General features: G+C 59.2%; 25 protein-coding genes and 1 pseudogene. 20 read left to right on the plus strand and 6 right to left on the minus strand.

Annotated elements, in window-relative coordinates:
* Window positions 1-74: 74 nt before the first annotated feature.
* From GHO42_RS15615 to GHO42_RS15640, 6 genes are all read left to right on the plus strand, one after another.
* Window positions 75-839 (plus strand): sulfite exporter TauE/SafE family protein, encoded by a 765-nt coding sequence (locus GHO42_RS15615; protein ID WP_095002470.1) that lies wholly within the window; start codon window positions 75-77, stop codon window positions 837-839.
* 143 nt (window positions 840-982) lie between these two features.
* The gene (locus GHO42_RS15620) at window positions 983-1,573 is read left to right on the plus strand and encodes an NAD(P)H-dependent oxidoreductase (protein WP_095002471.1); all 591 of its coding nucleotides are present in this window, start codon (window positions 983-985) and stop codon (window positions 1,571-1,573) included.
* Window positions 1,574-1,689: 116 nt separating this feature from the next.
* The gene (locus tag GHO42_RS15625) at window positions 1,690-2,610 is read left to right on the plus strand and encodes a LysR family transcriptional regulator (RefSeq protein ID WP_095002472.1); all 921 of its coding nucleotides are present in this window, start codon (window positions 1,690-1,692) and stop codon (window positions 2,608-2,610) included.
* A gap of 336 nt (window positions 2,611-2,946) precedes the next feature.
* Window positions 2,947-3,204 (plus strand): DUF3077 domain-containing protein, encoded by a 258-nt coding sequence (locus GHO42_RS15630; protein WP_095031904.1) that lies wholly within the window; start codon window positions 2,947-2,949, stop codon window positions 3,202-3,204.
* A gap of 289 nt (window positions 3,205-3,493) precedes the next feature.
* Window positions 3,494-5,161, plus strand: coding sequence for a gamma-glutamyltransferase (gene ggt, locus GHO42_RS15635; protein WP_095020641.1), 1,668 nt, complete (start codon window positions 3,494-3,496; stop codon window positions 5,159-5,161).
* Window positions 5,162-5,360: 199 nt separating this feature from the next.
* Window positions 5,361-6,806, plus strand: coding sequence for a SulP family inorganic anion transporter (locus tag GHO42_RS15640; RefSeq protein ID WP_095020642.1), 1,446 nt, complete (start codon window positions 5,361-5,363; stop codon window positions 6,804-6,806).
* A 52-nt stretch (window positions 6,807-6,858) separates the two neighbouring features.
* Here the strand turns inward: GHO42_RS15640 and GHO42_RS26440 are convergent, their stop codons facing one another.
* Window positions 6,859-7,722 carry a methyl-accepting chemotaxis protein gene (locus GHO42_RS26440; RefSeq protein WP_371928121.1) on the minus strand — a complete coding sequence of 288 codons (864 nt, stop codon included), beginning with the start codon at window positions 7,720-7,722 and terminating at the stop codon, window positions 6,859-6,861.
* Window positions 7,714-8,808 (minus strand): annotated as a pseudogene (locus GHO42_RS26445) (methyl-accepting chemotaxis protein); the annotation flags it as partial. The gene GHO42_RS26440 and the pseudogene GHO42_RS26445, both read right to left, overlap by 9 nt.
* 341 nt (window positions 8,809-9,149) lie before the next feature.
* On the opposite strand from GHO42_RS26445, the gene GHO42_RS15650 reads away from it, so the two are divergent.
* Entirely contained in the window at window positions 9,150-9,872 is a 723-nt protein-coding gene (locus tag GHO42_RS15650) for a histidine phosphatase family protein (protein WP_240043183.1), read from the plus strand.
* Between the two features lie 46 nt (window positions 9,873-9,918).
* Here the strand turns inward: GHO42_RS15650 and GHO42_RS15655 are convergent, their stop codons facing one another.
* The 3 genes from GHO42_RS15655 to GHO42_RS15665 all read right to left on the minus strand — a co-directional run bounded on the left by GHO42_RS15655 (window position 9,919) and on the right by GHO42_RS15665 (window position 13,365).
* Entirely contained in the window at window positions 9,919-10,425 is a 507-nt protein-coding gene (locus GHO42_RS15655) for a hypothetical protein (protein ID WP_095002476.1), read from the minus strand.
* A 92-nt stretch (window positions 10,426-10,517) separates the two neighbouring features.
* Window positions 10,518-11,978: a glycosyltransferase family 39 protein gene (locus GHO42_RS15660; RefSeq protein WP_153327896.1), complete on the minus strand. Its 1,461-nt coding sequence runs from the start codon at window positions 11,976-11,978 to the stop codon at window positions 10,518-10,520.
* Window positions 11,979-12,069: 91 nt separating this feature from the next.
* Window positions 12,070-13,365 carry a carbohydrate porin gene (locus GHO42_RS15665; protein WP_095024395.1) on the minus strand — a complete coding sequence of 432 codons (1,296 nt, stop codon included), beginning with the start codon at window positions 13,363-13,365 and terminating at the stop codon, window positions 12,070-12,072.
* Window positions 13,366-13,541: 176 nt separating this feature from the next.
* On the opposite strand from GHO42_RS15665, the gene GHO42_RS15670 reads away from it, so the two are divergent.
* The 13 genes from GHO42_RS15670 (at window position 13,542) to GHO42_RS15730 (ending at window position 25,076) form a co-directional block, all read left to right on the plus strand.
* Window positions 13,542-14,555 (plus strand): ATP-grasp domain-containing protein, encoded by a 1,014-nt coding sequence (locus tag GHO42_RS15670; RefSeq protein WP_095025646.1) that lies wholly within the window; start codon window positions 13,542-13,544, stop codon window positions 14,553-14,555.
* Between the two features lie 40 nt (window positions 14,556-14,595).
* Window positions 14,596-15,738 carry a trypsin-like peptidase domain-containing protein gene (locus GHO42_RS15675; protein ID WP_153327894.1) on the plus strand — a complete coding sequence of 381 codons (1,143 nt, stop codon included), beginning with the start codon at window positions 14,596-14,598 and terminating at the stop codon, window positions 15,736-15,738.
* Between the two features lie 77 nt (window positions 15,739-15,815).
* Window positions 15,816-16,952 carry a phosphoribosyltransferase domain-containing protein gene (locus GHO42_RS15680; RefSeq protein WP_095025644.1) on the plus strand — a complete coding sequence of 379 codons (1,137 nt, stop codon included), beginning with the start codon at window positions 15,816-15,818 and terminating at the stop codon, window positions 16,950-16,952.
* Window positions 16,942-17,700, plus strand: coding sequence for a trehalose phosphatase (locus tag GHO42_RS15685; protein WP_095018724.1), 759 nt, complete (start codon window positions 16,942-16,944; stop codon window positions 17,698-17,700). The genes GHO42_RS15680 and GHO42_RS15685 overlap by 11 nt, the downstream gene beginning before the upstream one ends.
* On the plus strand, window positions 17,693-18,787 hold the full coding sequence (locus GHO42_RS15690) for a cysteine protease StiP family protein (RefSeq protein WP_095025642.1): 1,095 nt from the start codon (window positions 17,693-17,695) through the stop codon (window positions 18,785-18,787). Before GHO42_RS15685 ends, GHO42_RS15690 begins: the two co-directional genes overlap by 8 nt.
* Window positions 18,787-19,746 (plus strand): HpcH/HpaI aldolase/citrate lyase family protein, encoded by a 960-nt coding sequence (locus GHO42_RS15695; RefSeq protein ID WP_095020649.1) that lies wholly within the window; start codon window positions 18,787-18,789, stop codon window positions 19,744-19,746. Before GHO42_RS15690 ends, GHO42_RS15695 begins: the two co-directional genes overlap by 1 nt.
* Window positions 19,743-20,420, plus strand: a complete 678-nt coding sequence (locus tag GHO42_RS15700; protein WP_095018727.1) for an HAD family hydrolase — start codon at window positions 19,743-19,745, stop codon at window positions 20,418-20,420. Before GHO42_RS15695 ends, GHO42_RS15700 begins: the two co-directional genes overlap by 4 nt.
* A 73-nt stretch (window positions 20,421-20,493) precedes the next feature.
* Window positions 20,494-21,084: a TerD family protein gene (locus GHO42_RS15705; RefSeq protein WP_095002486.1), complete on the plus strand. Its 591-nt coding sequence runs from the start codon at window positions 20,494-20,496 to the stop codon at window positions 21,082-21,084.
* Entirely contained in the window at window positions 21,081-22,286 is a 1,206-nt protein-coding gene (locus tag GHO42_RS15710) for a TerD family protein (RefSeq protein ID WP_133144346.1), read from the plus strand. The genes GHO42_RS15705 and GHO42_RS15710 overlap by 4 nt, the downstream gene beginning before the upstream one ends.
* 66 nt (window positions 22,287-22,352) lie before the next feature.
* The gene (locus GHO42_RS15715) at window positions 22,353-22,802 is read left to right on the plus strand and encodes a tellurite resistance TerB family protein (RefSeq protein WP_095002488.1); all 450 of its coding nucleotides are present in this window, start codon (window positions 22,353-22,355) and stop codon (window positions 22,800-22,802) included.
* 7 nt (window positions 22,803-22,809) lie between these two features.
* Window positions 22,810-23,856 (plus strand): TerC/Alx family metal homeostasis membrane protein, encoded by a 1,047-nt coding sequence (locus GHO42_RS15720; RefSeq protein ID WP_095002489.1) that lies wholly within the window; start codon window positions 22,810-22,812, stop codon window positions 23,854-23,856.
* A 26-nt stretch (window positions 23,857-23,882) separates the two neighbouring features.
* Entirely contained in the window at window positions 23,883-24,458 is a 576-nt protein-coding gene (locus GHO42_RS15725; protein ID WP_016783512.1) for a TerD family protein, read from the plus strand.
* Window positions 24,459-24,497: 39 nt separating this feature from the next.
* Window positions 24,498-25,076, plus strand: coding sequence for a TerD family protein (locus GHO42_RS15730; protein ID WP_095002490.1), 579 nt, complete (start codon window positions 24,498-24,500; stop codon window positions 25,074-25,076).
* A gap of 234 nt (window positions 25,077-25,310) precedes the next feature.
* On the opposite strand, the gene GHO42_RS15735 is transcribed toward GHO42_RS15730, so the two are convergent.
* Window positions 25,311-26,179: autotransporter outer membrane beta-barrel domain-containing protein (locus tag GHO42_RS15735; protein WP_153384162.1), on the minus strand; the 869-nt coding region annotated here is incomplete at its 5' end.

The following is a 26,179-nucleotide window of genomic DNA, read 5'->3' on the forward strand; positions in this document are numbered from 1 at the left end:
CCTATTCTCAGGCAAGAGGCTGACTCTGTGCATGGCGCATTTTCAGGCGCTGGCCCATGCCCCAGCATAGGCCCATGAAAACACTTGTCGAGTTTTACCAACACCTGGGATGGGCCTTGTCACTGCTGGTGATAGTGACCTTTTTGCTGGCCGGTACGGTCAAGGGCGTCATCGGCCTGGGCCTGCCGACTGTCGCCATGGGTATGCTCGGGCTGGCTATTGCTCCGGCGCAGGCTGCGGCTCTGCTGATTATCCCGTCCATCGTGACCAACGCCTGGCAACTGGCCGCCGGCGGCCAGCTGCGGGGGTTGCTCAAACGTCTGTGGCCCATGCAGCTGGGGATTTTTATCGGCACCGCGTCAGGCATGCTGTGGCTCAGTATCGATGGCGGTAGCTGGGTGGTACGAGCGCTGGGCGCGGCCCTGTTGCTTTATGCCCTCAGCGGGTTGTTCCTGCCCACCCTGCGCATCGCCCCGCAGCGCGAACCCTGGCTGGGCCCGGTGTGCGGGCTGATCACCGGGGTCATCACCTCGGCTACCGGGGTGTTTGTTATCCCTGCCGTGCCCTATCTGCAAGCCCTGGGCCTGAGCAAAAACCAGTTGGTGCAGGCCTTGGGTTTGTCCTTCAGCGTCTCCACATTGGCCCTTGCCGCCGGGCTGTACTGGCGTGGCAACCTGGCTGGCGCTGAGCTCAATGCCTCATTGCTGGCGCTTTTGCCCGCCATGCTCGGCATGTGGCTGGGGCAATGGTTGCGCCAGCGCATCAGCGCCTTGCTGTTTAAACGGGTGTTTTTTATCGGCATGGCGCTGCTGGGTACTCACTTGCTAATCAACAATTAACAATGGATTCGTGCTGTAGCGGCAAAGGTGATTTGACCCATCACGGGTTTTTCTCATGCGAGAGCAACGATATTCTGCCGACATGTTTTTGAACCCCCCTGTCGCTCAACAGCGCTGAGGGTTTAACCCCCTGGAGGCTGATGATGAAAAAAATACTCTTGCTTAACGGTGCGAAAAAATTCGCCCACTCCGATGGTCGCTACAACCTGACCATGCACGACACTGCGCTGGCGTTTTTTGATCGTCAGGGTTTTGAAGTCAAAGTGACCCATATCGACGAAGGCTACGATATCGCCGAAGAAGTGGAAAAATTTCTTTGGGCTGACGTAATCATCTACCAAATGCCCGGCTGGTGGATGGGCGCGCCGTGGATCGTTAAAAAGTACATGGATGAAGTGTTCACCGAGGGTCACGGTAAACTTTACGCCAGTGACGGCCGCACCCGTTCCGACGCTTCGCAGCGCTACGGCAGCGGCGGCCTGATTCAGGGCAAGCAGTACATGCTGTCGCTGACCTGGAACGCACCGCAGCAGGCGTTCGATGACCCGGCCGACTTCTTTGAAGGCAAGGGCGTGGACGCGGTGTACTTCCCGTTCCACAAGGCTAATGAATTTTTGGGCATGACCGGCCTGCCGACTTTCCTGTGTGTTGACGTGATGAAACGTCCGCAGCCAGACGTTGATGCGGCCCGTTACGAGCAGCACCTGGCCGAGGTGTTTGGCCTGAAGGCGTAAGCGACGCCGGGGTGGGAGCGGGCTTGCTCGCGATGCAGGCAACTCGGTTGTTATGACGAACCGCGGTGATACCATCGCGAGCAAGCCCGCTCCCACACGTAGATAAGGTCGACCGCGTGAAAGCCAGATCCGATGAGCTGCAAATCTTTGTTTCGGTGATCGAGTGCGGCTCGATATCTGCCGCCGCCGAGCAGGCCGGGCAAACGCCTTCGGCCGTGAGCCGTACGCTGTCACGGCTGGAGGCCAAGCTTGAAACCACGCTGATCAACCGCACCACGCGGCGCATGGACCTGACCGAGGAGGGCAAGTTCTTTTTCGAACGGGCCAAATTGATACTTGAGCAAATGGACGAGCTGGAAGAGCGCCTGATCTCGCACCAGCGTACCCCCTCCGGGCGCTTGCGCATCAATGCCGCCGCGCCGTTTGTGCTACATGCCATCGTGCCGTATATCCCTGAATTCCGTGCCCTGTACCCCGAGATTCAGCTGGAACTCAACAGCAACGATCTGATTATCGACCTGCTTGAACAAAGCACCGATATTGCCATTCGTATCGGCACCCTGGCCGACTCCACCCTGCATGCCCGCTCCCTGGGGTGCAGCCCGCTGAATATCCTCGCCAGCCCGGACTACATTGCCGCCCACGGCATGCCCACAAATGTTGCGGATTTGGCCCACCATACCCTGATAGGTTTTACCCAGAACGATGGCCTCAACCAGTGGCCGCTGCGTTATGCCCAGGGCGACCGCTGGCCCATTCAGCCTGCCATCAGTGCCTCAAGCGGTGAAACCGTACGTCATCTGGCGTTGCAAGGTCAGGGCATCGCCTGCCTGTCGCACTTTATGACCCACGAAGATATCAGCGCCGGGCGCCTGCAGGTGGTGCTGGGCGAGTTCAACAGCGGCTATCGCCAGCCGATCCATGCTGTGTATTACCGCAACTCGCAGCTGGCGCTGCGCATTCAGTGCTTTCTGGACTTTATCCAGGCCAAGCTGGCCAGCTACGCGATCTGCGACAAGCCCACAGGGCTTGAGTGAGGTTCCTACATATAAAGCAACGTCTGCACCTGCTGCGTCGCTTTCTATTGAGGGACGATTCCTAGAGAATCCTTGCTGTCTTGTGGCGCTGCAAACGGGTGGCTAGTCTCGCCGGGTCGCTGATTTCAGTGACCGGTTTTGACAGACCGTTGAGGGATATCAAGATGGACGCCAACAACTTTTCATCGTGTTACGGCGGCTGCGTACGGGGCACTTTCGAGTGCGCCGGGTCTTGATATCTCTCCTCGGTCTGTCAACCCGCACGCAGCTGCCACCCTTACCGATTGACAGCGGGACAGTGGCAGTTCTTTCAGCCTGTTTTCGAGAGATTTTGCCATGAAAAAAATTGTTCCCGACCCTCCGCTGCTCACCACCGCCCATCAGGGCACGTCGCTATTTAGCATCAACCCCGGCGTACCGATGCAGGAGGCGCTAAAACATGCCTCGCTGTTGCTCAAGGGCGCAGAACTGACCGCCGACGACATCCGTTCCCACCTCGGCGGTTTTGAGGCCGAGCAGTTGTGGTGCGTAATTCACGGCGTCGAGCTGGCCCGTGGTCTGGTGGATGCACTGATCACCGAAACGCGCACATAACGCCCTCTGTAGCAGCTGCCGAAGGAACGAGGCTGCGTCCGGCTGCGCAGCAGTCGTAAAACCCTACAACCTGGTGTTTCAGGAATACCGCGTTTGCAGGATTTGCGACGACTTCGTCGTCGAACGCAGCCTCGTTCCTTCGGCAGCTGCTACCAGTTCTGTTTTGGTGCAGAACCGCGCTGCCCTCAAGGGTGTGTGTCATTGCGCACTTTTACGTTTGTTGTTTGAAAATATCGCCGAATTCAGACAAGGTTCGGCCACAGTTGATAACAATAAAAGGATGTATCGAATGCGCATTGTGTGGTTCAAAACCCTGGCCCTGACGGCTGCCATCGCGGCCAGCTCTTCGGCGTATGCCGTCACCCTGGACGGCGGCGCAGTCGCCGCACCCGATCAATACGGCGCCGAAGTGGCCGCACAAATTCTCAAAAAAGGCGGCAACGCCGTCGACGCCGCAGTCGCCACCGCCTTTACCCTGGCCGTGACCTACCCCGAAGCCGGCAATATCGGCGGTGGCGGGTTTATGACGATGTACATCGATGGCAAACCCTATTTCCTCGACTATCGCGAAACCGCCCCCAAAGCCGCCAGCCGCGATATGTACCTGGACGACAAAGGCGACATCATCGAGAACTTGAGCCTGGTCGGTTCCCGCGCTGCCGGCGTGCCGGGCACGGTGATGGGGCTGTGGGAAGCGCATCAACGCTTTGGCAAATTGCCGTGGGCCGAATTGCTGACCCCGGCCGTGGGGTATGCGAAAAACGGCTTTAAAGTGGCCGATCAGCAATTTCAGTACCGCGAAGATGCACTGGCGCTGTTCAAGGGCACTACCAATTTCGCGGACTACTTTGGCAGCATGAAGCCCGGGCAAACGTTCAAACAGCCAGAGCTGGCCGTGACCCTGGAGCGCATTGCCGACCAGGGCGCCAAGGAGTTCTACCGCGGCAAGACCGCCGACCTGCTGGTCGCGCAAATGCAGCAGGACAAGGGCTTGATCACCAAGCAAGACCTCAACGACTACAAGGTCAGCTGGCGTGAGCCGATGCGCGTGGATTTTCGTGGCAACACCCTGTACACCGCGCCGCTGCCAAGCTCGGGCGGTATTGCTCTGGCGCAGTTGATCGGTATCAAGGAGGACCGCGCAGCGGACTTCAAAGGTGTGGAGCTGAACTCTGCGCCCTATATCCACCTGCTGGCCGAAATCGAAAAACGTGTGTTCGCCGACCGTGCCGACTACCTCGGCGACCCGGCCTTCGGGAAGATGCCTGTGGCCGAGCTGACCGATCCGGCCTATATCGCCAAGCGTGCGAAAGAGGTTAACCCGAAAGCGATTTCACCGACCGCCAATGTCAAACCGGGCCTGGAACCGCATCAGACCACGCACTTCTCCATCGTCGACAAACAGGGTAATGCGGTCAGCAATACCTACACCCTGAACTGGGATTACGGCAGTGGTGTTGTGGTTAAGGGCGCGGGCTTTTTGCTGAACGATGAAATGGATGACTTCAGCTCCAAGCCCGGGGTGGCCAATGCTTTTGGTGTGGTGGGCGGCAATGCCAACGCTATCGAGCCGGGCAAGCGCATGTTGTCTTCCATGAGTCCAAGTCTGGTAACCCGCGATGGCCAGGTTACGCTGGTGCTGGGCACGCCGGGTGGCTCGCGGATTTTTACCTCGATTTTCCAGGTGCTCAACAACATCTACGACTACGACTTGCCACTGGAGAAAGCCGTAGCTGCACAGCGTGTGCATCACCAGTTGCTGCCTAAAGACACGATCTACTTCGACGCCTATGCGCCGCTTACCGGCAAGGTGGCCCAGGAGCTGAAAGCGATGGGCTACACCCTGGAGGATCAGGGCTGGAACATGGGGGATATTCAGGCCATCCGGGTTAAAGGCACCGAGCTTGAAACCGCCTCCGACCCGCGTGGCCGTGGTGTGGGGATGGTGGTGAAGTAAGCCCGCAACGCACATAGACGCATCACTCTTGTGGGAGCGGGCTTGCTCGCGATGCAGACACCTCGGCCATTCTGGTTCACCGAGTTGTTGCCATCGCGAGCAAGCCCGCTCCCACAATTGCTTTTTAGCCCCTGCAATTTGTTACCATCTGTTGCCTGTAACTCCCTCAGTTTTTCCCGTCCCGAATTTTAGGTAAACCATGAAACTCTCACGTCTGCGCGCTGATGTCCTGGCCGGACTCACGACGTCCTTCGCGCTGTTGCCCGAGTGCATTGCGTTCGCGTTGGTCGCCCATCTCAACCCTTTGATGGGGCTCTATGGCGCGTTCATCATTTGCACCCTAACCGCGCTGTTTGGCGGCCGGCCGGGCATGGTGTCCGGTGCTGCCGGGTCGATGGCGGTGGTGATCGTTGCCCTAGTGGTGCAACACGGTGTGCAGTATCTGTTGGCTACGGTGCTGCTGAGCGGGTTGATCATGCTGGCGTTCGGCTTGTTCAAACTCGGCAAGCTGGTACGCATGGTGCCGCACCCGGTGATGCTGGGCTTCGTCAACGGCCTGGCAATCGTGATTGCCATGGCGCAACTGGATCACTTCAAGGATGGCGACACCTGGCTCAGCGGTATGGCGTTGTACATGATGATCGGGCTGGTGGCCGTGACCATGGCCGTCGTCTATCTGTTGCCTCGTCTGACCCGCGCCGCGCCACCTGCGCTGGTGGCCATTTTGGGCGTAGGGCTGGCGGTGTACTTGCTGGGTTTGCCAACCCGCACCCTGGGTGACATGGCGCATATCGCCGGTGGTTTGCCCAGCTTCAGCCTGCCGCAGATTCCCTGGACCCTTGAGACCCTGGGCATCATTGCGCCCTATGCGATCGTGATGGCAGTGGTGGGTTTGCTGGAAACCCTGCTGACCCTCAACCTCACCGACGAAATCACCGAAAGCCGTGGCTACCCGGACCGCGAGTGCGTGGCGCTGGGGGCGGCCAATATGGTGTCGGGGGCATTCGGCGGCATGGGCGGTTGCGCGATGATAGGCCAGACCGTGGTTAACCTCAGCTCCGGCGGGCGCGGGCGATTGTCCGGCGTGACCGCCGGTGTGATGATTTTGCTGTTTGTGTTGTTCCTGTCGCCATTTATTGAACGCATTCCGCTGGCGGCGCTGGTGGGGGTGATGTTTGTGGTGTCGCAGCAGACCTTTGCCTGGGCCTCTTTGCGAGTACTAAACAAAGTGCCGCTCAACGATGTGCTGGTGATTGTCGCGGTGACCGTGATTACCGTGTTTACCGATCTGGCGGTAGCGGTGATGTGCGGGGTGGTTATTGCTGCGCTCAATTTTGCCTGGCAGCAGGGGCGCCAGATGTATGCCGACGCGGATCTGCAGAGCGATGGCAGTAAGCTTTACCGTGTGCACGGCACGCTGTTTTTTGCCTCGACTACGACGTTTCTCAAACAGTTCGATCCGGGTAATGACCCGGCGCAGGTGACGCTCGATTGTCGCCATTTGAACCTGGTCGATTACTCGGCCATTGCGGCACTGGACACCCTGCGCGAGCGTTATCGCAAAGCGGGCAAGCATCTGCGGGTGCTGCACCTGTCCGAGCGCAGCAAGAAGTTGCTCAAGCGCGCCCGGGTTCAGCACGAATAAGGTCAGGAGCCCCTTACTACCCCTCTCCCGGTGGGAGAGGGGACAGAGCGCTCTACACCTTGAAGTGGCTGACCATCTCTTGCAGCTGGTTACCCAGCCGCGCCAGTTCAACACTGGACTTGGCCGTTTCATCACTCGCCGCTGCGGTTTGCTCGGACACGTCGCGCACGTTGACGATGCTGCGGCTGATCTCTTCGGCGACCGCAGATTGCTGTTCGGCAGCAGCGGCAATCTGTTGGTTCATCGACTGAATATTCGACACCGTGCGCGTGATGCCCTGCAGCGAGGTGCCTGCGTGGCGGGTCAGGGTCACGCTGCTGTCGGTCAGGGTGCGGCTGTTTTGCATCACGGTGGCCACGTGCTGGGTGCCGCTTTGCAGGGCCGCGACCAGGGTTTGAATCTCTTCGGTGGATTTTTGCGTACGCTGGGCCAGGCCACGCACTTCATCGGCCACTACGGCAAAACCGCGCCCGGCGTCACCGGCACGGGCTGCTTCGATTGCGGCGTTGAGGGCCAGCAGGTTGGTCTGCTCGGCCACGGCCTTGATCACGTCCATCACGCTGCCGATCTTGTCGCTTTCCTGTTGCAATACGGCCATGGCTTCGGTTGAACGACCCACTTCCACCGCCAGGCGCTCGATCTGGTCAATGGCCTGGTTGACCACGGTATCGCCTTCGCGGGCTTCATTGTCTGCGGCCGCGGCGGCTTGCGAGGCTTGCTCGGCATTGCGCGCCACTTCCTGCACGGTGGCGGTCATTTCATGCATGGCGGTGGCCACCTGATCGGTCTCGATCTTCTGGCTGTTGACCCCGGCGCTGGTTTGCTCGGTCACCGCGGACAGCTCTTCGGCGGCACTGGCAATCTGGCTGACGCCATCACGGATACCGCTGATCAACTCGCGCAGGGTCGTACCCATGCGCGCAATACCTTGTTGCAGCACGCCCAGTTCGTCGCGACGGGTGACGCGCAGGTTCTGGGTCAGGTCGCCACTGGCGATGCGATCGACCACGGCCAGGGTTTCACGCAGGGGCACGGTGATCTGGCGGGTGATGATCACGGCCGCGGTGATGCCAAACAGCAATACCAGCAAGGTGGTGATCAGTTGCATGCTGTTTGCCGTGGCGCTTTCGATGTCGCGGCGTTCCAGTTGAATCTTGTACAGCTCATCGCTGCGGCCAAGGATGCTGGAGCCGTATTCGGTCATGTCCTTGCGCATGGCAATGATGGTGTTGTCGGTGCTGGTGTACAGCTCCAGCGCCTGCTGGTACTGCTCCATGGTTTTGTTCAGGGTGCGCAGGGTGTCGCCGGCATTGGCGGCAAAGTGCGAGCTCAGGCGGTCTAGGCTGGCAAGGGCCGCGTCCAGTTGCTGGCGTGCGGCCTTTTCCGTGGCGGGGGTGGGCGCAGCAATATAAGCGCGCACCTGATAGCGCGAGAGCAGGAACTGTTCACGTACTTCAGACACGCTCTGGTACATGGCAAAACGGTTTTCGTCACCTGCGGGCAGTTGCAGGGCGCGGTTCAGCAACGTCGTGATGGCGTCCTGGGCCTGAGCGGCGCTGCGGTCCATGTCGGCACGGGATGCGGCGGACTCGACGTAAGCCTTGCGCATGCTCACCAGTGCACGCTCGTAGCGGCCGATGATGGCTTGTTGCTCCTTGAGCAACTTGAGGTTTTCCGGGCTCTGGAAGGTGGCAATCAGCTGACTTTGTTGCGCAGAAAACGCGTCAATGCTGGCCTGTACACTTTGTGCGGCAGTTTCGTCGCCATCGGTCAGCATGTATTGCAAACGCGTCACCCGCAGGTTGGTAAACGCGGTGTTTAAACGGGTGATGTCGCTCATCCAGTTACTGCGATCAATCATCTGGCCCAGACTGATCCAGTTGCTGACGGCCATTACGCAGGTAAGGGCCAGTACCAGGCCAAAGCCCAGGGACAGTTTCAGGTTGACGCTGATATTGCTCAGCCATCTATTCATAGAGTTCTCCAGGAACGCTGCACGCATGATCTAAGTTCGCTGGAGGGAATTATTTTTTTTGACCCAGCCGAGTGTTGTGTTGGAGGGGTATCGGCTGCATTCGCCAGAGCTGAAACGTTTTGTTGGGCGCCAGTTCACATAACAACCTATCCATTTGAGTAGCGTGCCTGGATTGCGCTTTTACGCTTTTTTTCACATCCGTTTCACCTGCCTCTGACCTCCCTTTTTTTAGCCTATGTTCAGCTAATAGAGACCTGCTTTATGCAAGTCTGTTTATACCGCCGGGCCGCGAAACGACCCGTTGTCATATTCGCGCTATAGGGTGTCGGTCAGTGATATCACTGGCTGGCGCAGAGGGCATAAGCATCGTGACGTTGAGTCTTGATCAGACCGGAATTAACCGTACGCTGTTGCGTCGTGCTCTGGTCCGTTACAAAAATGTGCTGGTGGTGATCGTGGCAAGTGCGCTTGCCGTTGCGCTGACATTGAGGCTGCTGGCCCCTGCGGCCCCGCCTGATCTGGCGCAGCCCAGCCATGCCGATCGTGTGTTGTTGCTCACCGACAGCTGGGCCAAGGGTGATGTGATTGCGCTGGTTCGACACGGCGAGCGTTGCGACCGTTCCTCGGCCCAGTGCCTGGGCCCCATGGACGGCGTGACGGTGCGCGGTGAAGCAGCAGTTCAGGCGCTGGGCGCAGACTTCAGGCAGTTGGGGCTCAGCCATACTGATATTCACAGCAGCCTGCTGACCCGAGCCCGACAAACCGCCGATGCCATGTTTGCCCGCCCGGTAGAGGCGCAGGACTGGCTGTTCAACTGCCGCGGCAGCATGCTGCGTGATGCTCTCAAGCACAAAGTGGCGGGCCACAACCTGATTCTGGTGAGCCACAGCGAATGCATGGACCAACTGTTGATGGACATGAACCTGTCAACCAGCACCACGTTTGGCTATGGCGCTTCGTTGTTTATCAAGACCGATGGCGCGAACGAGGATCCGCAGATGCTGGGCTATATCGAGCCCAAAGACTGGAAAAATATCGTGCCGGTGGTCACCCCGAACAACCGTCACGGGTTTGAAGCCTCGCAGTTCTAATCGTGGGCGCGAGCAGGCTCGCGCCCATAGAGTCAACCCATCCCCCTCAATTGTGCTTGAACAAACGATCCCAGTTCTGTTCTGCCGGCAATGGCAGGTCGCTGAGTTCGCGGGCCACCACGTTTTCGATATCGTTGGCGCTGAGCACTTTTTCGTCGAGCCATGGCCAGGTCGCATCCGCATCGCGGAAGTTGAGCTGGTTGTTCAATTGCTGGCACGCCTGGGCGAGCAAGTGCATCAGCGCCCACAGGCTGGTGATGTAGGGCTTTTGTTGCTCGGGGATGCGGTTGAGCAGGGCGGCCACGTCAGGCAGGTTCGCACCGGGTGACAGGTTGCTGCGCAGGTTCCATAGAATCGCGCCGTTGTTCGACACATCCTGATTGGCCAATGCCGGGTCGGTGCTGACCTCGACATTGAGTTTCACATGCTGCTGCTCTAGCTGATCGATCAGATAGTTGGCCAGATCGGATTTGCGCAAGAAGGCGGTGGCCGTATTGAAGGCCAGGTGAGCGTCGTAGTCGCTCAATGTTTTGCTGGATATACCGATGGTCATGGCGGGCTCCTTGGTCGGGAATTGTCCAAGGAGCGTAGTCAATGTGCCGTGATCGGCCACGGTATCTGCGGTTGCGTTGCCCGGGATCAAGTTTATGGGGCTGAAGCGGCCAGGCTGACAAGGTAGAAGTGGTGCCGGCCGACGCTGAGCTTGTCGAGAGTCTTGAGGGCCATGCCCGGTATCTCGGGGTTTTCTACCAGGGCGATATTGTCGGGGGATGCGCTGAGGAATGCCTGCAACTCTTCGGTTGAACTGAGGGTGTGCTGCAACTGCTGGCTGTAGAACACCACGGCGCCGAGGCGTTCGTCGGGCCGCAGCAGTGCGACCTGCTTGCCGCTGGCCTGCAGGCTCATGACCTCAGCGGCGAGGGGCTGGAAAGACTGTTCCTTGTCGGCCAGCGGTGCCCGATGGGCCGCCAGCAGGTAGGCGCCCACCAGAGCGGCCAGCAGCGCGATGGCAAGCGGGCGATGGTTGTCGCTGAAGAATTTGGCCACGGTCGAGTGCGCGCTTTTTTGGTACAGCCAGCCCAGCAGCACCCGGGCGTACTCGGCGGCAATCACTGCAGCCGCAGGGGCCATCGACATCATGTACACTGCCCGCTTGCTGGAGGCGAGGTTGAGCAGCACAAATTGCGCGACCAGCCATACACAGAAAAACAACAGGAAGGGGTTGCTGCGCAGTTGTTTGCGAAAGTGCCACAGACCCAGATAGGTCAGCAGGTTCCACGGCAGGAAGGCTTCGGGCAGTTTTCGCAGGTAGTAGTAAAAGGGTTCGTAATGCCCGGCTTCAACAAAGGAGCCGCTAAAACGCCCAACGCTGTTGGTCAGCATCAGTTCGCTGACTAACGGCATGCCGCCGCGCTGATAGAGCATGCACAGCCAGACCGTCAGCGGGATCAGCCCCAATAGGGTCAGCAGGGCAGGGCGTAGCCAGTTGCGCGGCTTGAAGCGTTTTTCCAGCAGGCTTTCACACACCAGATAGACAAAAATCACCACGCCCGGCAGTGCCAGGCCCAGTACGCCTTTGCTCAAGGTGGCAATGGCGATGCCGGTCGCGAATAACAGCCAACTGCCCCGGGCAAAACCGGGCTGGCGGTTGGCATGAAAAAACGCCAGCAAGGCCATGGTTACGCCCAGGGTGAGCAAGGCATCTTCGCCCACCTGGCGGGTGTTGCCCCAAAATATGCCCATGGTTGCCAGCATGGCGGCGGCTGTCCAGGCCAGTGCTGTGGGGCGGCCCAGCTTGCGCAGCATTGCATAGAGCAGCAACACGCAAAATAGACCGGCAAAGGCCGAAGCCAGGCGCACGGCGAACAGTTCGCCGCCGAATACGCGAATGGCTCCTGCATCCAGCCAGAGGCTCAGGGGTGGTTTTTCCAGGAAGGGGGCATTGAGCAAATTGGGCGTTACCCAATCGTCGCTCAGGTGCATCTGCATGGCTATGCCTGCCACGCGGGACTCTGTCGAGCCCTGCAATTGGTGATTCCCCAGCGCAAAAAAGAACAGCACGCAACCGAGAAGCAGTAACAGCAGGGCAGGACGAGTCAGACGCATTGGGCTACCAGGCAGCAATCGAATGGAGTACTGCACTGGAGTATAGGAGGGCAAACCTTAAAGCTTTGTGAAAGCTACATAAACGCTTGTGTCAGAACGTTGCCTTGACCTGCAGCCCCGCGACCAGCGCATTGCTGCGCTTGGCGCCGTAGAAAGCCCCTGGTTCGATGATGTATTGCAGGTCCGGGCGCAACAGCAGCCACGGCGTGACTTGCGCGCCGTAGTTGAGCTCCAGCAACTGCTCGCCGCTGTCCAGGCTGGCGATCATGTCCGCCTGTTCCGGGCTGCTGGCTGCCGCTTCCTGCACGTCGCGGGAGCGCGAGTTGAATACGGCGCGGCCGTAGGCAAAGGCGATGCTGTCTTTGGGGCGGCTGGCAAACGGCTTTTGTTTGACCAGGCCTACCGAGTACCAGTGGCGCATAGGCGAGGTCGCGGCATTGCTGCTGGATGCCTGGCCAAAGGCGCGCAATACGCTTTCGGGGTCTTGCTCATCACGCCAGATGGCCTGGTCGACCAGCACATAGGCGCCGGTGCGGTTGTTGGCTTTTTGCGTGCTGCCAATCTTGCGGGTATTGGAGGTGTCGTAGTACCAGCCCACTTTGTATTGGCCATTGAGCCAGGCGTTGTTGGTGAAGATCGCTTCCAGCGGCATGATCGCTCCGGTAGTGCCTTTGGTGGTCATGCTGAAGGCTTCGGAGGAGCGACTGTTGTATTCGGGGTTGACCTGGAACACGGCGGTTTGCAGGGTCAGGGCCGGGCTGACGGTGTAGCGCAGTTCGCCGCCCCAGTGGCCGGTGGGGTAGTTGGTCCAGCCGCTGCCATTGGACTGCGTCAGCGGATGCGCGCAGAAACCGGCGTTGACGAAGCTGGTCAACAGCGGCATGCCGCCAAAGTCGTTGCCCATTGGCATAAAGCCAACCTTGGTGGTCAGGTCTTCGGAAAACAGCGTGCGCTGGTAGCTGAACTCGGACAGGCGGGTGTAGTTGCCGCCGGCGTTTTCCTGGATTGGCAGGCGGTTGCCTACGAGGTCTTCGGAGGCGCTGTGACCGCGACGATCATTGACGGTGATTTGCACCAGGCCAGCATCGGCGCTACCCAGTATTTTGCTCAGGTCGAACTGGGCACCGATACGCACTTGTTGCGAGTAACGGGTGCCGTGCTTGATCCCGCCATGCAAGTTGGAGAAGGTTTCGGAGTTGTAATCACCGGTCAGCTTGATGCCCTTGTCGATCAGCTTTTGGCGCTCGCCGCCCCAGTCGCCGGTCAGGGTCGAACGGTTCATCAGGTTGTCGGTGGTGTCGGCCAGTACGCAGGCAGGCGTCAGGGCCAGCAATGACAAGCCGCCGCACAGGCTGGTGTTCAGCAGGGCGCGGGAAGAGAAAAACATCTACAGAAGCTCCTTTATATGAAGTGTCGGCGACGGGGCGCGACACGATGCCGCACATTATGAACTATTTAGTTAATTAATTTCATATTTGGTTACACGACCTCCCTCTAATGACTAAGGGCGTTGGTAGCGGCCATCCGCTAGACTCCCGCGTTTATCCGTACCAAGGGATGTTCATGATCTGGTTTCTTGAAGGGCAATCGAGCCAACGCGATGTGATTGCAGGTGCCCGGGCGGCGCTGCCGGACACCGTGCAAATTTTCGCCTCGCACCGCCAAAATCGCCCTGAAATCACCGGATTGGCGGATGTCGCCTGGCGGGAGCCGCAAGACAATCAGGAGCGCATCGGCTGGGTGATCGAGCAGGCCCGCGCCCGGCAGATCAAGGTGGTGCTGGCCGGGCGTGTGGGTCAGGTATATGAAGCGCACCGCGCCGAGTTCGAAGCAGCCGGGTTGCAATTGATTACCGGGGCGCTGGACCTGGAAACCTTTGAGCGGGTTGACGACAAGTCGACGTTTACCCGTGAGGCCCTGGCGGCCGGGCTGGCGTGCATACCGGCGATGACGGTGAGCACCCAGGCTGAACTGGAGACGGCTTACGCCCAGTTGGCCCGCGACGGCCAGGTGTGTGTAAAACCGACGCGCGGTATTTACGGCCAGGGCTTTTGGCGTTTGGCCGATAACGTGGACCCGTTTCGCAGTTTTGCCAATGCCGACGCCCATGAAGTCAATGCGGCGGTGTTTGCCCAGGCCTACGGTCAATCGGATGCGCCCCAACCGTTGCTGGTGATGCCTTATATGCCCGGCAGCGAATGCTCGGTGGACATGGTCTGTGAGGCGGGCGAGGCCGTGGCCTATGTGGGGCGGCGCAAGCAGGGCCTGATGCAGACATTCGAGCGCGACGGTGCGGCGGTCGAACTGGCGATCAAGGCGGCGCGGCACTTCAAGTGCGACGGTATCGTCAATGTGCAGACCCGGGATGATGCCGCAGGCCAGCCGCATTTGCTGGAGATCAACCTGCGCTATTCTGGCGGTATCGGCTACACCCGCGAAGCCGGAGTCAACCTGCCGGGTATCTTTGCCGCACGCCGCCTGGGCCTGCCCGTGCCAGCCAGTACATGGCGCGAGAATGTGCAGGTCAAGGCAATCACGGTGGTGGTTCCGGTTCGCGGAGAAGAGCTGTTAAGGTGATCAGCTCTTGTTTGTCGCGGGCACAGGGGAGTCACAAGCGATGATATTGATGTCGGGCGCCAATGCGGCCCTTGAATCTGTGCGTTGTGAGATGAGCCTGACCTGCTCGCGAGCGGGCGCATTGGGTGACTATGCGGGGCTGGCGTTGCTGGCCGTGGATGGCAAGCGCCAACCCGTCGGGGAGCCTGCGCTGATACACGCCCCGCAACCCTGGCTGGCATGGCATGACACCGCCGGCCTGGCACGCTTCAGCCTGGTGCTGGAACAATTGCCTGCAGATTGTGAGCGTGTATTGCTGGTGCTCTATGTGTTCGGCGCGCTGGGTCCGTTACGTGAACTCGGCCAGTTCCGGCTCAAGGTCGGAGAGCAGATCGAGCACAGTCTGGCACTGGATGAGTTCGGTGATGGCGCAATGGTCATTGCCGAGGTGTACCGACGCAGCGATCAATGGAAAATCCGCGCACTCGCCGAAGCGTCCGCCTACGGCTTGAGCGCGTTTGCCCGACGCCTGGGGCTGGCTCTGGATGATCGTCATCCGCAACGCATGAGACCTGAGGCATCAGACGACAGCGTTGCGCGCCAAGGGGCTACAGGTACTGGTTTTGCCGTAAGCACCCAGCATATTTTGACCTGTGCCCATGTCATTGAAGGCCTCGAGCAATTGTCGATTACGTCCTTTGAGGGTCGATACAAGGCGGAGTCTGTGGTGGTCGATCGCAAGAACGACCTCGCTTTGCTGCGGGTCATTGGTGCCCCCCCTTTGAACCCGGTGACTTTTCGTGAGGGCGTGGGCTGTGAGCTGGGCGAAAGTGTCGTCACCCTGGGGTTTCCGCTCGCCGGGCTGGCAGGCGGTGGCGTGCAAGTTTCCCAAGGTGTGGTTTCGGGCCTGTTTGGCCTTCGCGACGATGCCAGCCTGATGCAGTTCACCGCACCGATTCAGCCCGGCTCCAGCGGAAGCCCGGTGTTTGACCCGCAAGGATTGGTCAGTGGCCTGGTGACCTCGAGCATGGCGGATGCGCAGAACATGAACTTTGCTGTCAAGTCGGCACTGGTACTGGCGTTCCTTGAGGCAGCCCGTGTACCGGCCCGGCGGGGGAGCAGTGTACGTTCGTTGAGCACGCCGGAGTTGGTACGCGCTTCGCAGGCTGGACTGTGGCGGATTGACGCCAGCCATCTTCAGTAACCATTTTTTACTTGTCTTAACCCCCCGTCTCCCTAATCGTCCCCCATTTTTTCAGTATGTTCAGGTAGTAAACATCAATGAACAGCGGTAATTCCAAGACCGAACCCAAGGTATTGCATGCAAACCTCAAGCGCGGTCGTCTGGAGGTAGAGGTCAATGCATCGACCTTTGAGCCACAGGCACTTTTCGATTTTGCCGAGCGCCGAAACCCCAAGCGCGCCTTTTTATTCGTTTCCCGTGTATTGGGGCGTCATATCCCGGCACGGCCGTCACTGATGGCGGAAAGCTTCAATGCCCTGGCTGCAAAAATCCCTGCCGACCTGCCCGGTCCGGTGCTGGTTATCGGCATGGCTGAAACCGCCGTTGGCCTGGGTGCTGGCGTGCACCGCGCGCTCAGCCAGACCCGTGATGACAGCCTGTACCTGTGCAGCAGCCGCCACCCTACGGGCAGTGAACTGTTTGCCCGTTTTGAAGAAGAGCACAGTCACGCCAGCTCGCATCTGCTGCATTTGCCGCAAGACGCACACACCCGCGAGATGATGCTCAACGCCCGCTCGCTGGTGCTGGTGGACGATGAAGCCTCTACCGGCAATACCTTTATCAATCTGTCCCGGGCGCTGGCCGAAGCAGGGCTCAACTCGGTCGAGCGTATTGTCACCACGACCCTGACCGACTGGTCCCGGGACGCTGTGCGCAAGGCCATGGGCGATCATGTCAGCAGCGTCTCTTTGCTCGATGGTCGCTACACGTTCGCCGAAGATACCACCGCAGAGCTCCCTCAAATGCCCGAGGTGGGCAGCGTGGCCCAGGGCGACTGGGCACTTGATGCCAGCCGTGACTGGGGGCGCATGGGCGTTCGCGAACACCTTGATACCCTGGCGCCCGATCTGCAGGTCGCCCCTGGTGAACGGGTCTTGGTGGTCGGCACCAGCGAATTTGTCTGGCGCCCGTTTCTACTGGCCGAGCGCCTTGAACGGGCGGGTGCCGACGTGCGCTTCAGCTCCACCAGCCGCTCGCCCATTGCCTTGGGCCATTGCATCGATCATGCATTGTCGTTCTCGGACAACTATGGCCTGGGTATCCCCAACTTTCTTTATAACGTCGCCCCCGGCCAGTTCGACCGGGTGCTGATCTGCAGCGAAACCCCGGCAGCTGCGGTCGATCCGGCGCTGGTTAGCGCGTTGAATGCGCAGGTAATCGTTGATGAGCAGTAATCGTCCTCTGGTGTTTGTTGATCTGGACGACACCCTGTTTCAAACCGCCCGCAAAATGGGTGATGAGCCACGCTTTGCCGCCACCCTGGATGTGGACGGCCAGCCCAACGGCTTTATGAGCGCAACACAAAAGAGCTTTGTGGAATGGCTGCTGGCCACCAGCGATGTCGTCCCCGTAACTGCGCGCAGCATCGAGGCCTATCAACGTGTGCAATTGCCGTTCGTCCACGGCGCGGTGTGTGCCCACGGCGGCGTGATTCTCAAGCCCGACGGCTCGCTGGACCCGGTCTGGCATGCGCGCATGTGCGACGAACTGGCCCTTGAGCAAACCCGGTTGCATCAACTGAGCGAGCAAACCCTGGCCATTGGTGCCGAACTTGGCTTTTCGTTGCGTGGCTGGGTGGTTGAAGAGCAGGGCCTGGCCAATTACGTGGTCACCAAGCACAACAACGAAACCGACGAAGCGCTGCTCGTCGTATTGGCCGAGGTCAAGGCGCGCGGGTTGCTCGATGGCCTGTATGTACACGGCAATGGCAACAACCTGGCGTTTCTGCCCATCACCCTGCAAAAGCGTGAAGCGGTACGTGAATGGATCCGCCGCGATCAGGCGATCAACGGCAAGCGCCCGTTGCTGGGCTTCGGTGACAGTGTGTCGGACCTGGGCTTTATGGCCGAGTGCGACTGGTGGGGCACGCCCAAACGCGGGCAGTTGGCCGCTCATGTGCTGGCGAGCGTCGACCATGAGTAATGCTTTCGCAGGCCTGGAAACCGTCGGCAGTGGCAGCTATGACGCCGATGACGTGCACTTTTTACTGCGCGCCCTGCAGATTGAAGTCACCGACGTGCAGGAAAAAGAGCGGCTGATCCAGACCCGGCAACGCCATTACTCCGAGATGATCAGCCAGGAACATGCACCGTCCGACACCCATAAAAGCCTTTACCAGCGTGCCCTGACGCAAAATGGCGCGCGCATGGCGGCCGATGTGCAGGCGCTGGCGCTGGCCTTGAATGAGCGCTACAACGGCCCCTCGATTGCGCTGGTGTCCTTTGTGCGCGCCGGTTTACCGCTGGGTGTACTGCTGCGCCGGGCGCTGCTTGATCTGGGGCGCGAGGCTGCGCATTACGGCATCAGCATTATTCGTGACCGTGGAATCGACAACGTCGCACTCGAAGCTATCATCAAGAGCCACGGTGCCGAAAACATCGTGTTTGTCGATGGCTGGACCGGCAAGGGCGCGATCAGCGGCCAGATCCGCGACAGCCTGGCGGGAGACTCGCGTTTCCCGGCAGACCCACGCCTGGTGGTGTTGGCGGACCCTTGTGGCCGCGCCTGGCTGGCGGCGTCCGCTGAAGACTGGCTGATCCCCTCGGGCATTCTGGGGGCTACGGTTTCCGGGCTGGTTTCTCGTTCCATCTGGCCGCAAACCCCGGGCCTGCATGGTTGCGTGGTGTATGACCATTTGGCGGAACACGACGTGACCATGAGTTTTATCCACAGCATCGAAACCGAGCGGGCACAGCTTGCCCCGTTGGCCGCTGCGCAACCCTGGACACTGGAGCAGGCCGCAGCCTTGCAACACTCGGCGGTAGCCGCGGTCGAACGTATCTCGACGCGGTTTGCGGTGACCAACCCCAACCGGGTCAAACCGGGTATCGCCGAGGCCACCCGCGCCGTGATGCGCCGGGTACCGGACCACGTGCTGGTGCGCAACCTTGACGATCAGGACGTGCAACTGCTGTTGCACCTGACGCGCCAGGCCAATATCGAGGTCCAGGAAGTCGGTGATGAACTGGGGCCGTATCGCGCGGTGACCGTAATCAGGAGTGTTCGCTGATGATCAAGCATTCAGCCTATGCCTTGGGCGCCACACTTTATATGCCGGCCACCCGTCCCGATATTCTGGATGTGGTGCTGGGCGAGAAGATCCAGGGTTTACGCTCGCTGGTGGTGTGCCTGGAAGACGCCGTGGCCGAAATCGACGTGCAGCAGGGGCTGAACAACCTCAAGAACCTGCTGTTGGGCATCGAGGCGCGTGGCGGCCGTCCGTCGAGCGGGCCGATCCTGTTTGTGCGCCCGCGTGATGCGGCAATGGCAGCGGTGCTTAATGATTGGTCGCTGATGCGCCATGTCGACGGTTTTGTGGTGCCCAAACTCAGCCTTGGCAATATCCGCGAGTGGCAGCAGGCGGTGACCCGCGACGACCTGATGCTGATGCCCACTCTGGAAACCCCGGAAGTCTTTGTGCCCAATGCCATGGTAGAGCTGCGCAGCGCCATGCTGGAGCTGTTGCCTGAGCGCATTATTGCCCTGCGCATCGGTGGCAACGACCTGATGGGCTGCCTGGGCTTGCGTCGTCCACAAACCATGACCCTGTACAGCACGCCCATGAGCTATGTGATTCCCATGTTGTGCGGGATCATGGGCTCGGCAGGTTTTGCCCTGACCGCACCGGTGTTCGAGCAGCTCAATACGCCACACGTGCTGGATCAGGAACTGGCGCTGGATATGGCTCACGGGCTTGTAGGGAAAACTGCGATTCACCCGTCACAAATTGCAGTTATCCACAGGGCGTTGCAAGTCAGCCTTGAAGATCTCAACAGCGCACGCCAAATATTGAGTGAGGCGGCGCCTGCGGTGTTCAAGTTCAACGACGCCATGTGCGAGCCTGCGACCCATTACAAATGGGCGCAAACAATTATTGAACGGGCACATTGGCAAGGGGTTCGCCCTGAAGTCGCCTGCCCGACAGACACTTTTGGAGGCAGCCTGAGATTGGCTGAATTAGTGGGTTGAACGACGTTTTGAATACATCGGACAAAGGCAACAAGCAGGTTCTGTCAGCGTTCGACTTCGATGGCACACTGACCTATCACGACAGCTTTGTGCCGTTTTTGCGCTTTGCCTTTGGCAATCGCCTGTTCGCGATGCGCCTGTTGCGGATGATTCCGGCCACGGCGTGCTACCTGCTGGGCAGGATTTCTCGCAATGATTTGAAAGAGAAACTGATCGCGGTCTACCTGACCGGCGCCAAAGAGGCCTGGGTAAAGGAGCGCGCTGAAGCATTTTGTGACGTTTCCTGGCAGCGTCTGATGCGGCCTTTGGGCTTAACATCCGTCGCCAACCAGATTGAGCAGGGCGCCAAGGTAACAATTTGCTCGGCGTCCCCTGAACTGGTGCTCACACCTTTTGCCAAAAAACTCGGTATCGGCTTGATCGGTACACGGCTGGCCTCAGTCGATGGCGTGCTGACCGGGGATATCGAGGGCACCAACTGTCGCTGTGAACAAAAAGTCATTCGGCTGGAGGCGCAATACGGGCCTCTGGACCAATACACACTGCGTGCCTGGGGTGACACCCGGGGCGATGAACAGATGCTCGGAGCCGCTCAAGAGCCGCATTGGCGTGAATTTCACGCACTGTGGCGTCGCAAGCGGCCACTTGACGTGTGCTTGCGCGAGGAGCTGTAAGCCAGGCGCAAGCAAAGCATGTCAATAATCAGTAATTACCTATCGTGCTTCAGTGCAGACAAGGAGACGTTTCATGGCCATTTCGCTGTCCAAGAATCAAACCATCTCTCTCGAGAAAGAAGCGGGAGCCGGTCTCAAGAAAATTCGCATGGGCCTGGGCTGGGATCCGGTCAAGCCCAGCGGTTTTTTCGCCAAGCTGCTGAGCAGTGATACCGCCATCGACCTGGATGCTTCGTGCATCCTGCTCGACAGTGCCAAACAACCGCTGGACCTGGTGTGGTTTCGCCAGCTCAAGTCCAAAGACGGCTCCATCGTGCACTCCGGCGACAACCGCACGGGTGAGGGCGATGGCGACGACGAGTCGATCCAGGTCAACCTGGAGCAGCTGCCGGCCGGGGTCAAGCACCTGGTGTTTACCGTGAACTCGTTTACCGGGCAAAATTTCGAAGCGGTAGAAAACGCCTACTGCCGTATCGTTGACGAGCTGACCGGCAAAGAGCTGGCGCGCTTCAACCTGTCGGACAAGGGCCGTCACACCGGCGTGGTCATGGCATACATCAGCCGCACATCGGCGGGCTGGGACCTGACCGCCATCGGCACCGTGGCCAATGGCCGTACCGCCCAGGATCTGGCCACTGACGCAGCCCAGGCGGTGCGCTCATGACCACATTGACCCCGGGCGCCAACACCGGCGTTGCCAGCGGTACCCTGAGCGTCACCGTCAGCTATACACCGGTGACCGGCGCGGACCTGGACGTTTCTGCGTTTTTGCTCAATGAGTCGGGCAAGGTGCGTGGCGACAACGACATGTGCTTCTTCGGCCAGCAAAGCGTCAATAATGGCGCGGTCAAGCTGGTGGAATCGGCTGCAGGTCGCAGTGTGTTCAGCGTCAATCTGGACGCCATTGATCAGGCCATCGAAAAAGTCGCCCTCACCGCAACCATCTATGAGAACAAGGCCCGTTTCGACGCCTTCCCGCAGTTGACCGTAACGGTGAGCGGCGGCATCGAAGCACCGATTCCGACCCAGGGCATGCAGGAAACCGCGTTGATCCTCGGCGAGTTCTATCGCCGTCAGGGCGTGTGGAAGTTCCGCTGCGTAGCACAGGGCTTTGCCGGTGGCCTTGCGCCCTTGGCCGAGCACTTTGGGGTTGATATTGCGGCTCCTGCTCCTGCTCCTGCTCCGGCAGCAGCGCCGACGCCACCTCCAGCGCCTCCAGCACCAGCACCGGCACCGGCAGCGAAAATCAATCTGTCGAAGATCACCCTGGACAAGCAGCGTCCGTCCATCAGCCTTGAGAAAAAGGACGGTGACTTCGGCGAGATCAAGATCAACCTCAACTGGAACCGTACCAACCCCAACGCCGGGGGCGGCGGCTTCTTTGCTTCGCTGCGCGGCAAGTCGGGCGGGATCGACCTGGACGTGGGCTGCCTGTACGAAATGGAGAACGGCCGCAAAGGCGCGGTACAGGCCCTGGGCAATGCCTTCGGTGATTTCCGTGACGAGCCGTTTATCCAGTTGATGGGCGACGACCGCACCGGCTCGGTAAGTGACGGCGAGTGGTTGCGCATCAATGGCAAGGAGTGGCGCAAGATGCGTCGCGTGCTGGTTTACGCGTTCATCTACGAAGGTGCCCCGAACTGGCAGGCGACTGACGGTGTCATCACCTTGTACATCCCGGGTGAGCCGCCGATTGAAGTGCGCCTGAGCGAAGAGGGCGGGACCAAAGGCATGTGCGCCATTGCTTTGCTCGAAAACGTCGGTGGCAGTGTGAAGGTCAACCGTCGGGTTGAATTCTTCAAGGGCCACTCTGACATGGATAAAGCGTTTGGTTGGGGTATGCGCTGGGCTGCCGGCTCCAAATGAGCGCTCTGTAAGTGGCCGCCTGATGAAACAGGCGCCGTACCTGCAATTTCTGACAAGGTGACTCCAATGCTCGAATGGCTCAAAACCAACGCAAGCGCCGCCCGTGACAAGCTCTCGGCGGAAGTCAGCAAATTCAAGAACCGTGAGTTTATGGAAGCCGTGGTTTCCGGTTGCGCACTGGTGGCCGCTGCCGATGGCAATATCAGCAGCGACGAAAAACAGAAAATGGTCGGATTTATTCAAAACTCCAATGAGTTGAAGGTCTTTGACGTCAAGGACGTGATCAAAGCTTTCAACGCCGTGTGTGAAAAGTTTGAATTTGACCAGCAGATCGGTCGCGCTGAAGCGCTGAAATCTATCGGTCAGCTACGTAAAAAAGAAGATGCCGCCCGCCTGCTGGTGCGTGTTTGCTGCGCAATCGGTAGCGCCGACGGCAACTTCGATGAAAGTGAGCGGGCTGCCTGCCGCACTATCTGCAATGAGCTGGGGCTGAACCCTGGCGATTTTGATCTCTGAGGACATCATGGAAAACACGGCAATTGGCTTTCCGCCAACTACCATCGCTGTATTTGTGGCTCTGGCGGTCATTGCTCTGGCAATCGACCTGTTTACCCACAAAAGCGATAAACCGGTCTCGCTGACCAACGCCGCCGTCTGGTCGGTGTTCTGGGTGGTGATCTCGCTCATGTTTGCGGGCTACCTGTATGTGGCCCACGGCCCAAGTGTGGCCAGCCTGTTCGTTACCGGTTACGCGCTGGAAAAAGTACTCAGCGTCGACAACCTGTTCGTGTTCATGGCGATTTTTGCCTGGTTCAAGATCCCGGACGCATTGCGTCACCGGGTTCTTTACTGGGGCATCATCGGCGCCATTGTGTTCCGCCTGATTTTCGTGGCGATCGGTACTGGCCTGCTGGCGTTTGGCCCTTGGGTCGAAGTGCTGTTTGCCGTGGTCGTGGCCTGGACCGCAGTGATGATGTTGCGCAGCAAGGAAGAGGATGAGGAGGAGGATTACTCCAAGCACATCGCCTACCGTTTTGCGAAAAAACTGTTCCCGGTCTGGCCGAAGCTGCACGGGCATAATTTCTTTGTTTCACGCAAAGAGCTTGAAAAAGAGATCACGAAGCCGCAGAACAAGGGAATGACTCTTGTAGGCAAGGGCGCTCTTTTTGCTACCCCACTGTTTTTGTGTGTGGTGGTGGTTGAGGTTTCAGACATTCTGTTTGCCTTCGACTCCGTACCGGCAGTGATTGCCGTGAGCCGTGAACCCTTGATCGTGTACTCGGCGATGATGTTCGCCATTCTGGGTCTGCGGACCATGTACTTCGTTCTCGAAGCACTGAAACGCTACCTGGTGCACCTGGAAAAAGCGGTTATCGCCCTGCTGTTCTTTATCGCCGGCAAGCTGGCCCTGAACGCAACCGATCACCTGTTTGGCCATGGTTATGAAATTGATCCAAACACCAGTCTGATTGTGGTGTTGGTGGTCTTGGCTATCGGTATCGTGGCCAGCATCATCTTTCCCGGTAAGGAAGAAGAGCAATCCGACGTTAACAACGACACGAAAGCTTGATCGCACATTACTAAGGAGAATTACACATGGCACTTTCCCTTTCCAAAGGCGGCAACCTGTCTCTGTCCAAAGAAGCCCCCGGGATGACCAAAGTCCTCGTGGGTCTGGGCTGGGATGCTCGCTCCACCGATGGTCAAGACTTCGACCTGGATGCGAGCGCTTTCTTGCTCAAGGCTGACGGTAAAGTACGCGCTGACTCCGATTTCATTTTTTACAACCAGCTCAAAAGCGTGGACGGCTCGGTTGAACACACGGGCGACAACCGTACCGGTGAAGGCGACGGTGATGACGAGGCGATCAAGGTCGACCTGTCCAAAGTACCCGCTGACATCGACCGGATCGCGTTTACCGTGACCATTCACGAAGCTGACGCTCGCCGTCAAAACTTCGGTCAGGTGCGCAATGCTTTCATCCGCATTGTGAACCAGGACAACAACAGTGAAGTGGCGCGTTATGACCTGGCAGAAGACGCCAGCACCGAAACCGCGATGATCTTTGCCGAGCTGTATCGCAATGGCGCCGAGTGGAAGTTCCGCGCTGTGGGCCAAGGCTTTGCTGGCGGTCTCAAGCCATTGGCGGAAAGCTACGGCCTGAAGTTTTAATCTGCACCCCATCAACTTTTCATATAAGGGTTCACGAACATGGCAGTAAGTCTGAGTAAAGGCGGCAACGTCTCCCTGACCAAAGAAGCACCTGGCCTGACCGAAGTGGTTGTAGGCCTGGGTTGGGACCCACGGGTTACTGACGGTCAGGAGTTCGACCTGGACGCCTCGGTGTTTATCGTTGGTGAGAACGGCAAAGTGCTGAACGACGGCAGCTTTGTGTTCTACAACAACAAGACTTCGCCCGACGGCAACGTTGTGCACCAGGGCGACAACCGCTCGGGCGCCGGCGACGGTGATGATGAGCAAGTAAACGTCAACCTGTCGGGTCTGTCGCAAGAAGCCAAAAAACTGGCTTTCGCGGTGACCATTCACGAAGCGGATGGCCGCAAGCAAAACTTCGGTCAGGTATCCAACGCTTACATTCGCGTTCTGAACAAGGCTGACGGCAAGGAGCTGGCACGTTTTGACCTGAGCGAAGACGCTTCGACCGAAACCGCGATGGTGTTCGGCGAGCTGTATCGCAATGGCGAAGAGTGGAAGTTCAAGGCAATTGGTCAGGGCTTTGCCGGTGGCCTGGCGCCATTGGCTTCGAACTTTGGCGTTAACCTGGGCTAACCCCCGGCGTTAAACGAAAGGCCCTCCCCGGTATCGGGGAGGGCCTTTTTTTTGTGTATAAACACCTGTAGCAGCTGCCGAGGAACGAAGGCTGCGTTCGGCGGCGAAGCCGTCGTGAAATCAGACACTTCGCTGCATCAGATAGATTGAACGCTCAGGTTTTACGAGATCTTCGCCCTCGAACGCAGCCTTCGTTCCTCGGCAGCTGCTACAAGTATTCCACACACCGCTTGATCAAAACCTCATCTGCCACTGCCCCATCAGCCCGTGGTTGCGGCTGTTGCTGCCGATATCGCCGGTATAGCCCACCCCCAGGGTCTGCCTGGCAGAGACGCCAAGATCCAGCCCGGCCTCCAGCACCAGCGAGTTGCGATCCAGCGCACTGCCCTCGACATCAAAGGCCGATCCGCCCAGCACAAAGGCCTGGTTGGTTGAGCTGCTGACATCACCATAGAGGTGTTTCCAGCCAGCGCTCAGGCGGGGTGTGATGCTCATGCCGTTTTCGAGCTGGTTCAGATGCGCCAGCCGTACACCCAGGGTGCTACTGAAGTTGTCCTGGGTTTGCCGGTCAACCTGCAACGCCGCGGCACCGCCTTTTTCGGTGTAGCTGTCACGTTGATAACGCTGATAACCCAGGTTGGCATACGGCTCGGCACTCAGACGACCGCTGCCCAGGGCGTAGCCCAGTTCGGCAAAAGCCTGCTGGCTGCTGGCGTGGTAGTCCCCCTTGGGCTGATCGCTGAAGCTGTTGAATATCACGCTGCGTTTGCTGTCGCCGTTATGGCCGCTATACGCCGCCCCCAGGCGCAGGGCCAGCGCACCGCTCTGGTGGATGGCATAGGCGCCCGCGTGCCAGCTGTTGACCCTGCCCTCCATGCCGGTGCTGTCCACGTCGGTTTTTGAGTAGCCGCCCAGTACGCCCATGCGCCAGTCCGGGGTTAGCGCCCAGTCGGCACCCAGTACACCGCCTTTGGTACGTTGGGTCAGGTCGCTGTTGCCGTGGATTGCGTCCAGCCGGCCATAGCTGCCCAGGCCCTGCAGCCAGAGCCTGCCCCGGGCATTCGGGTCGTTGAGGTTGCGCACGCCCGGCACCAGGCCCGTGG

Origin of the sequence: Pseudomonas sp. FSL R10-0056 (genome assembly GCF_009600105.1) — a bacterium.
GTDB lineage: Bacteria > Pseudomonadota > Gammaproteobacteria > Pseudomonadales > Pseudomonadaceae > Aquipseudomonas > Aquipseudomonas bubulae.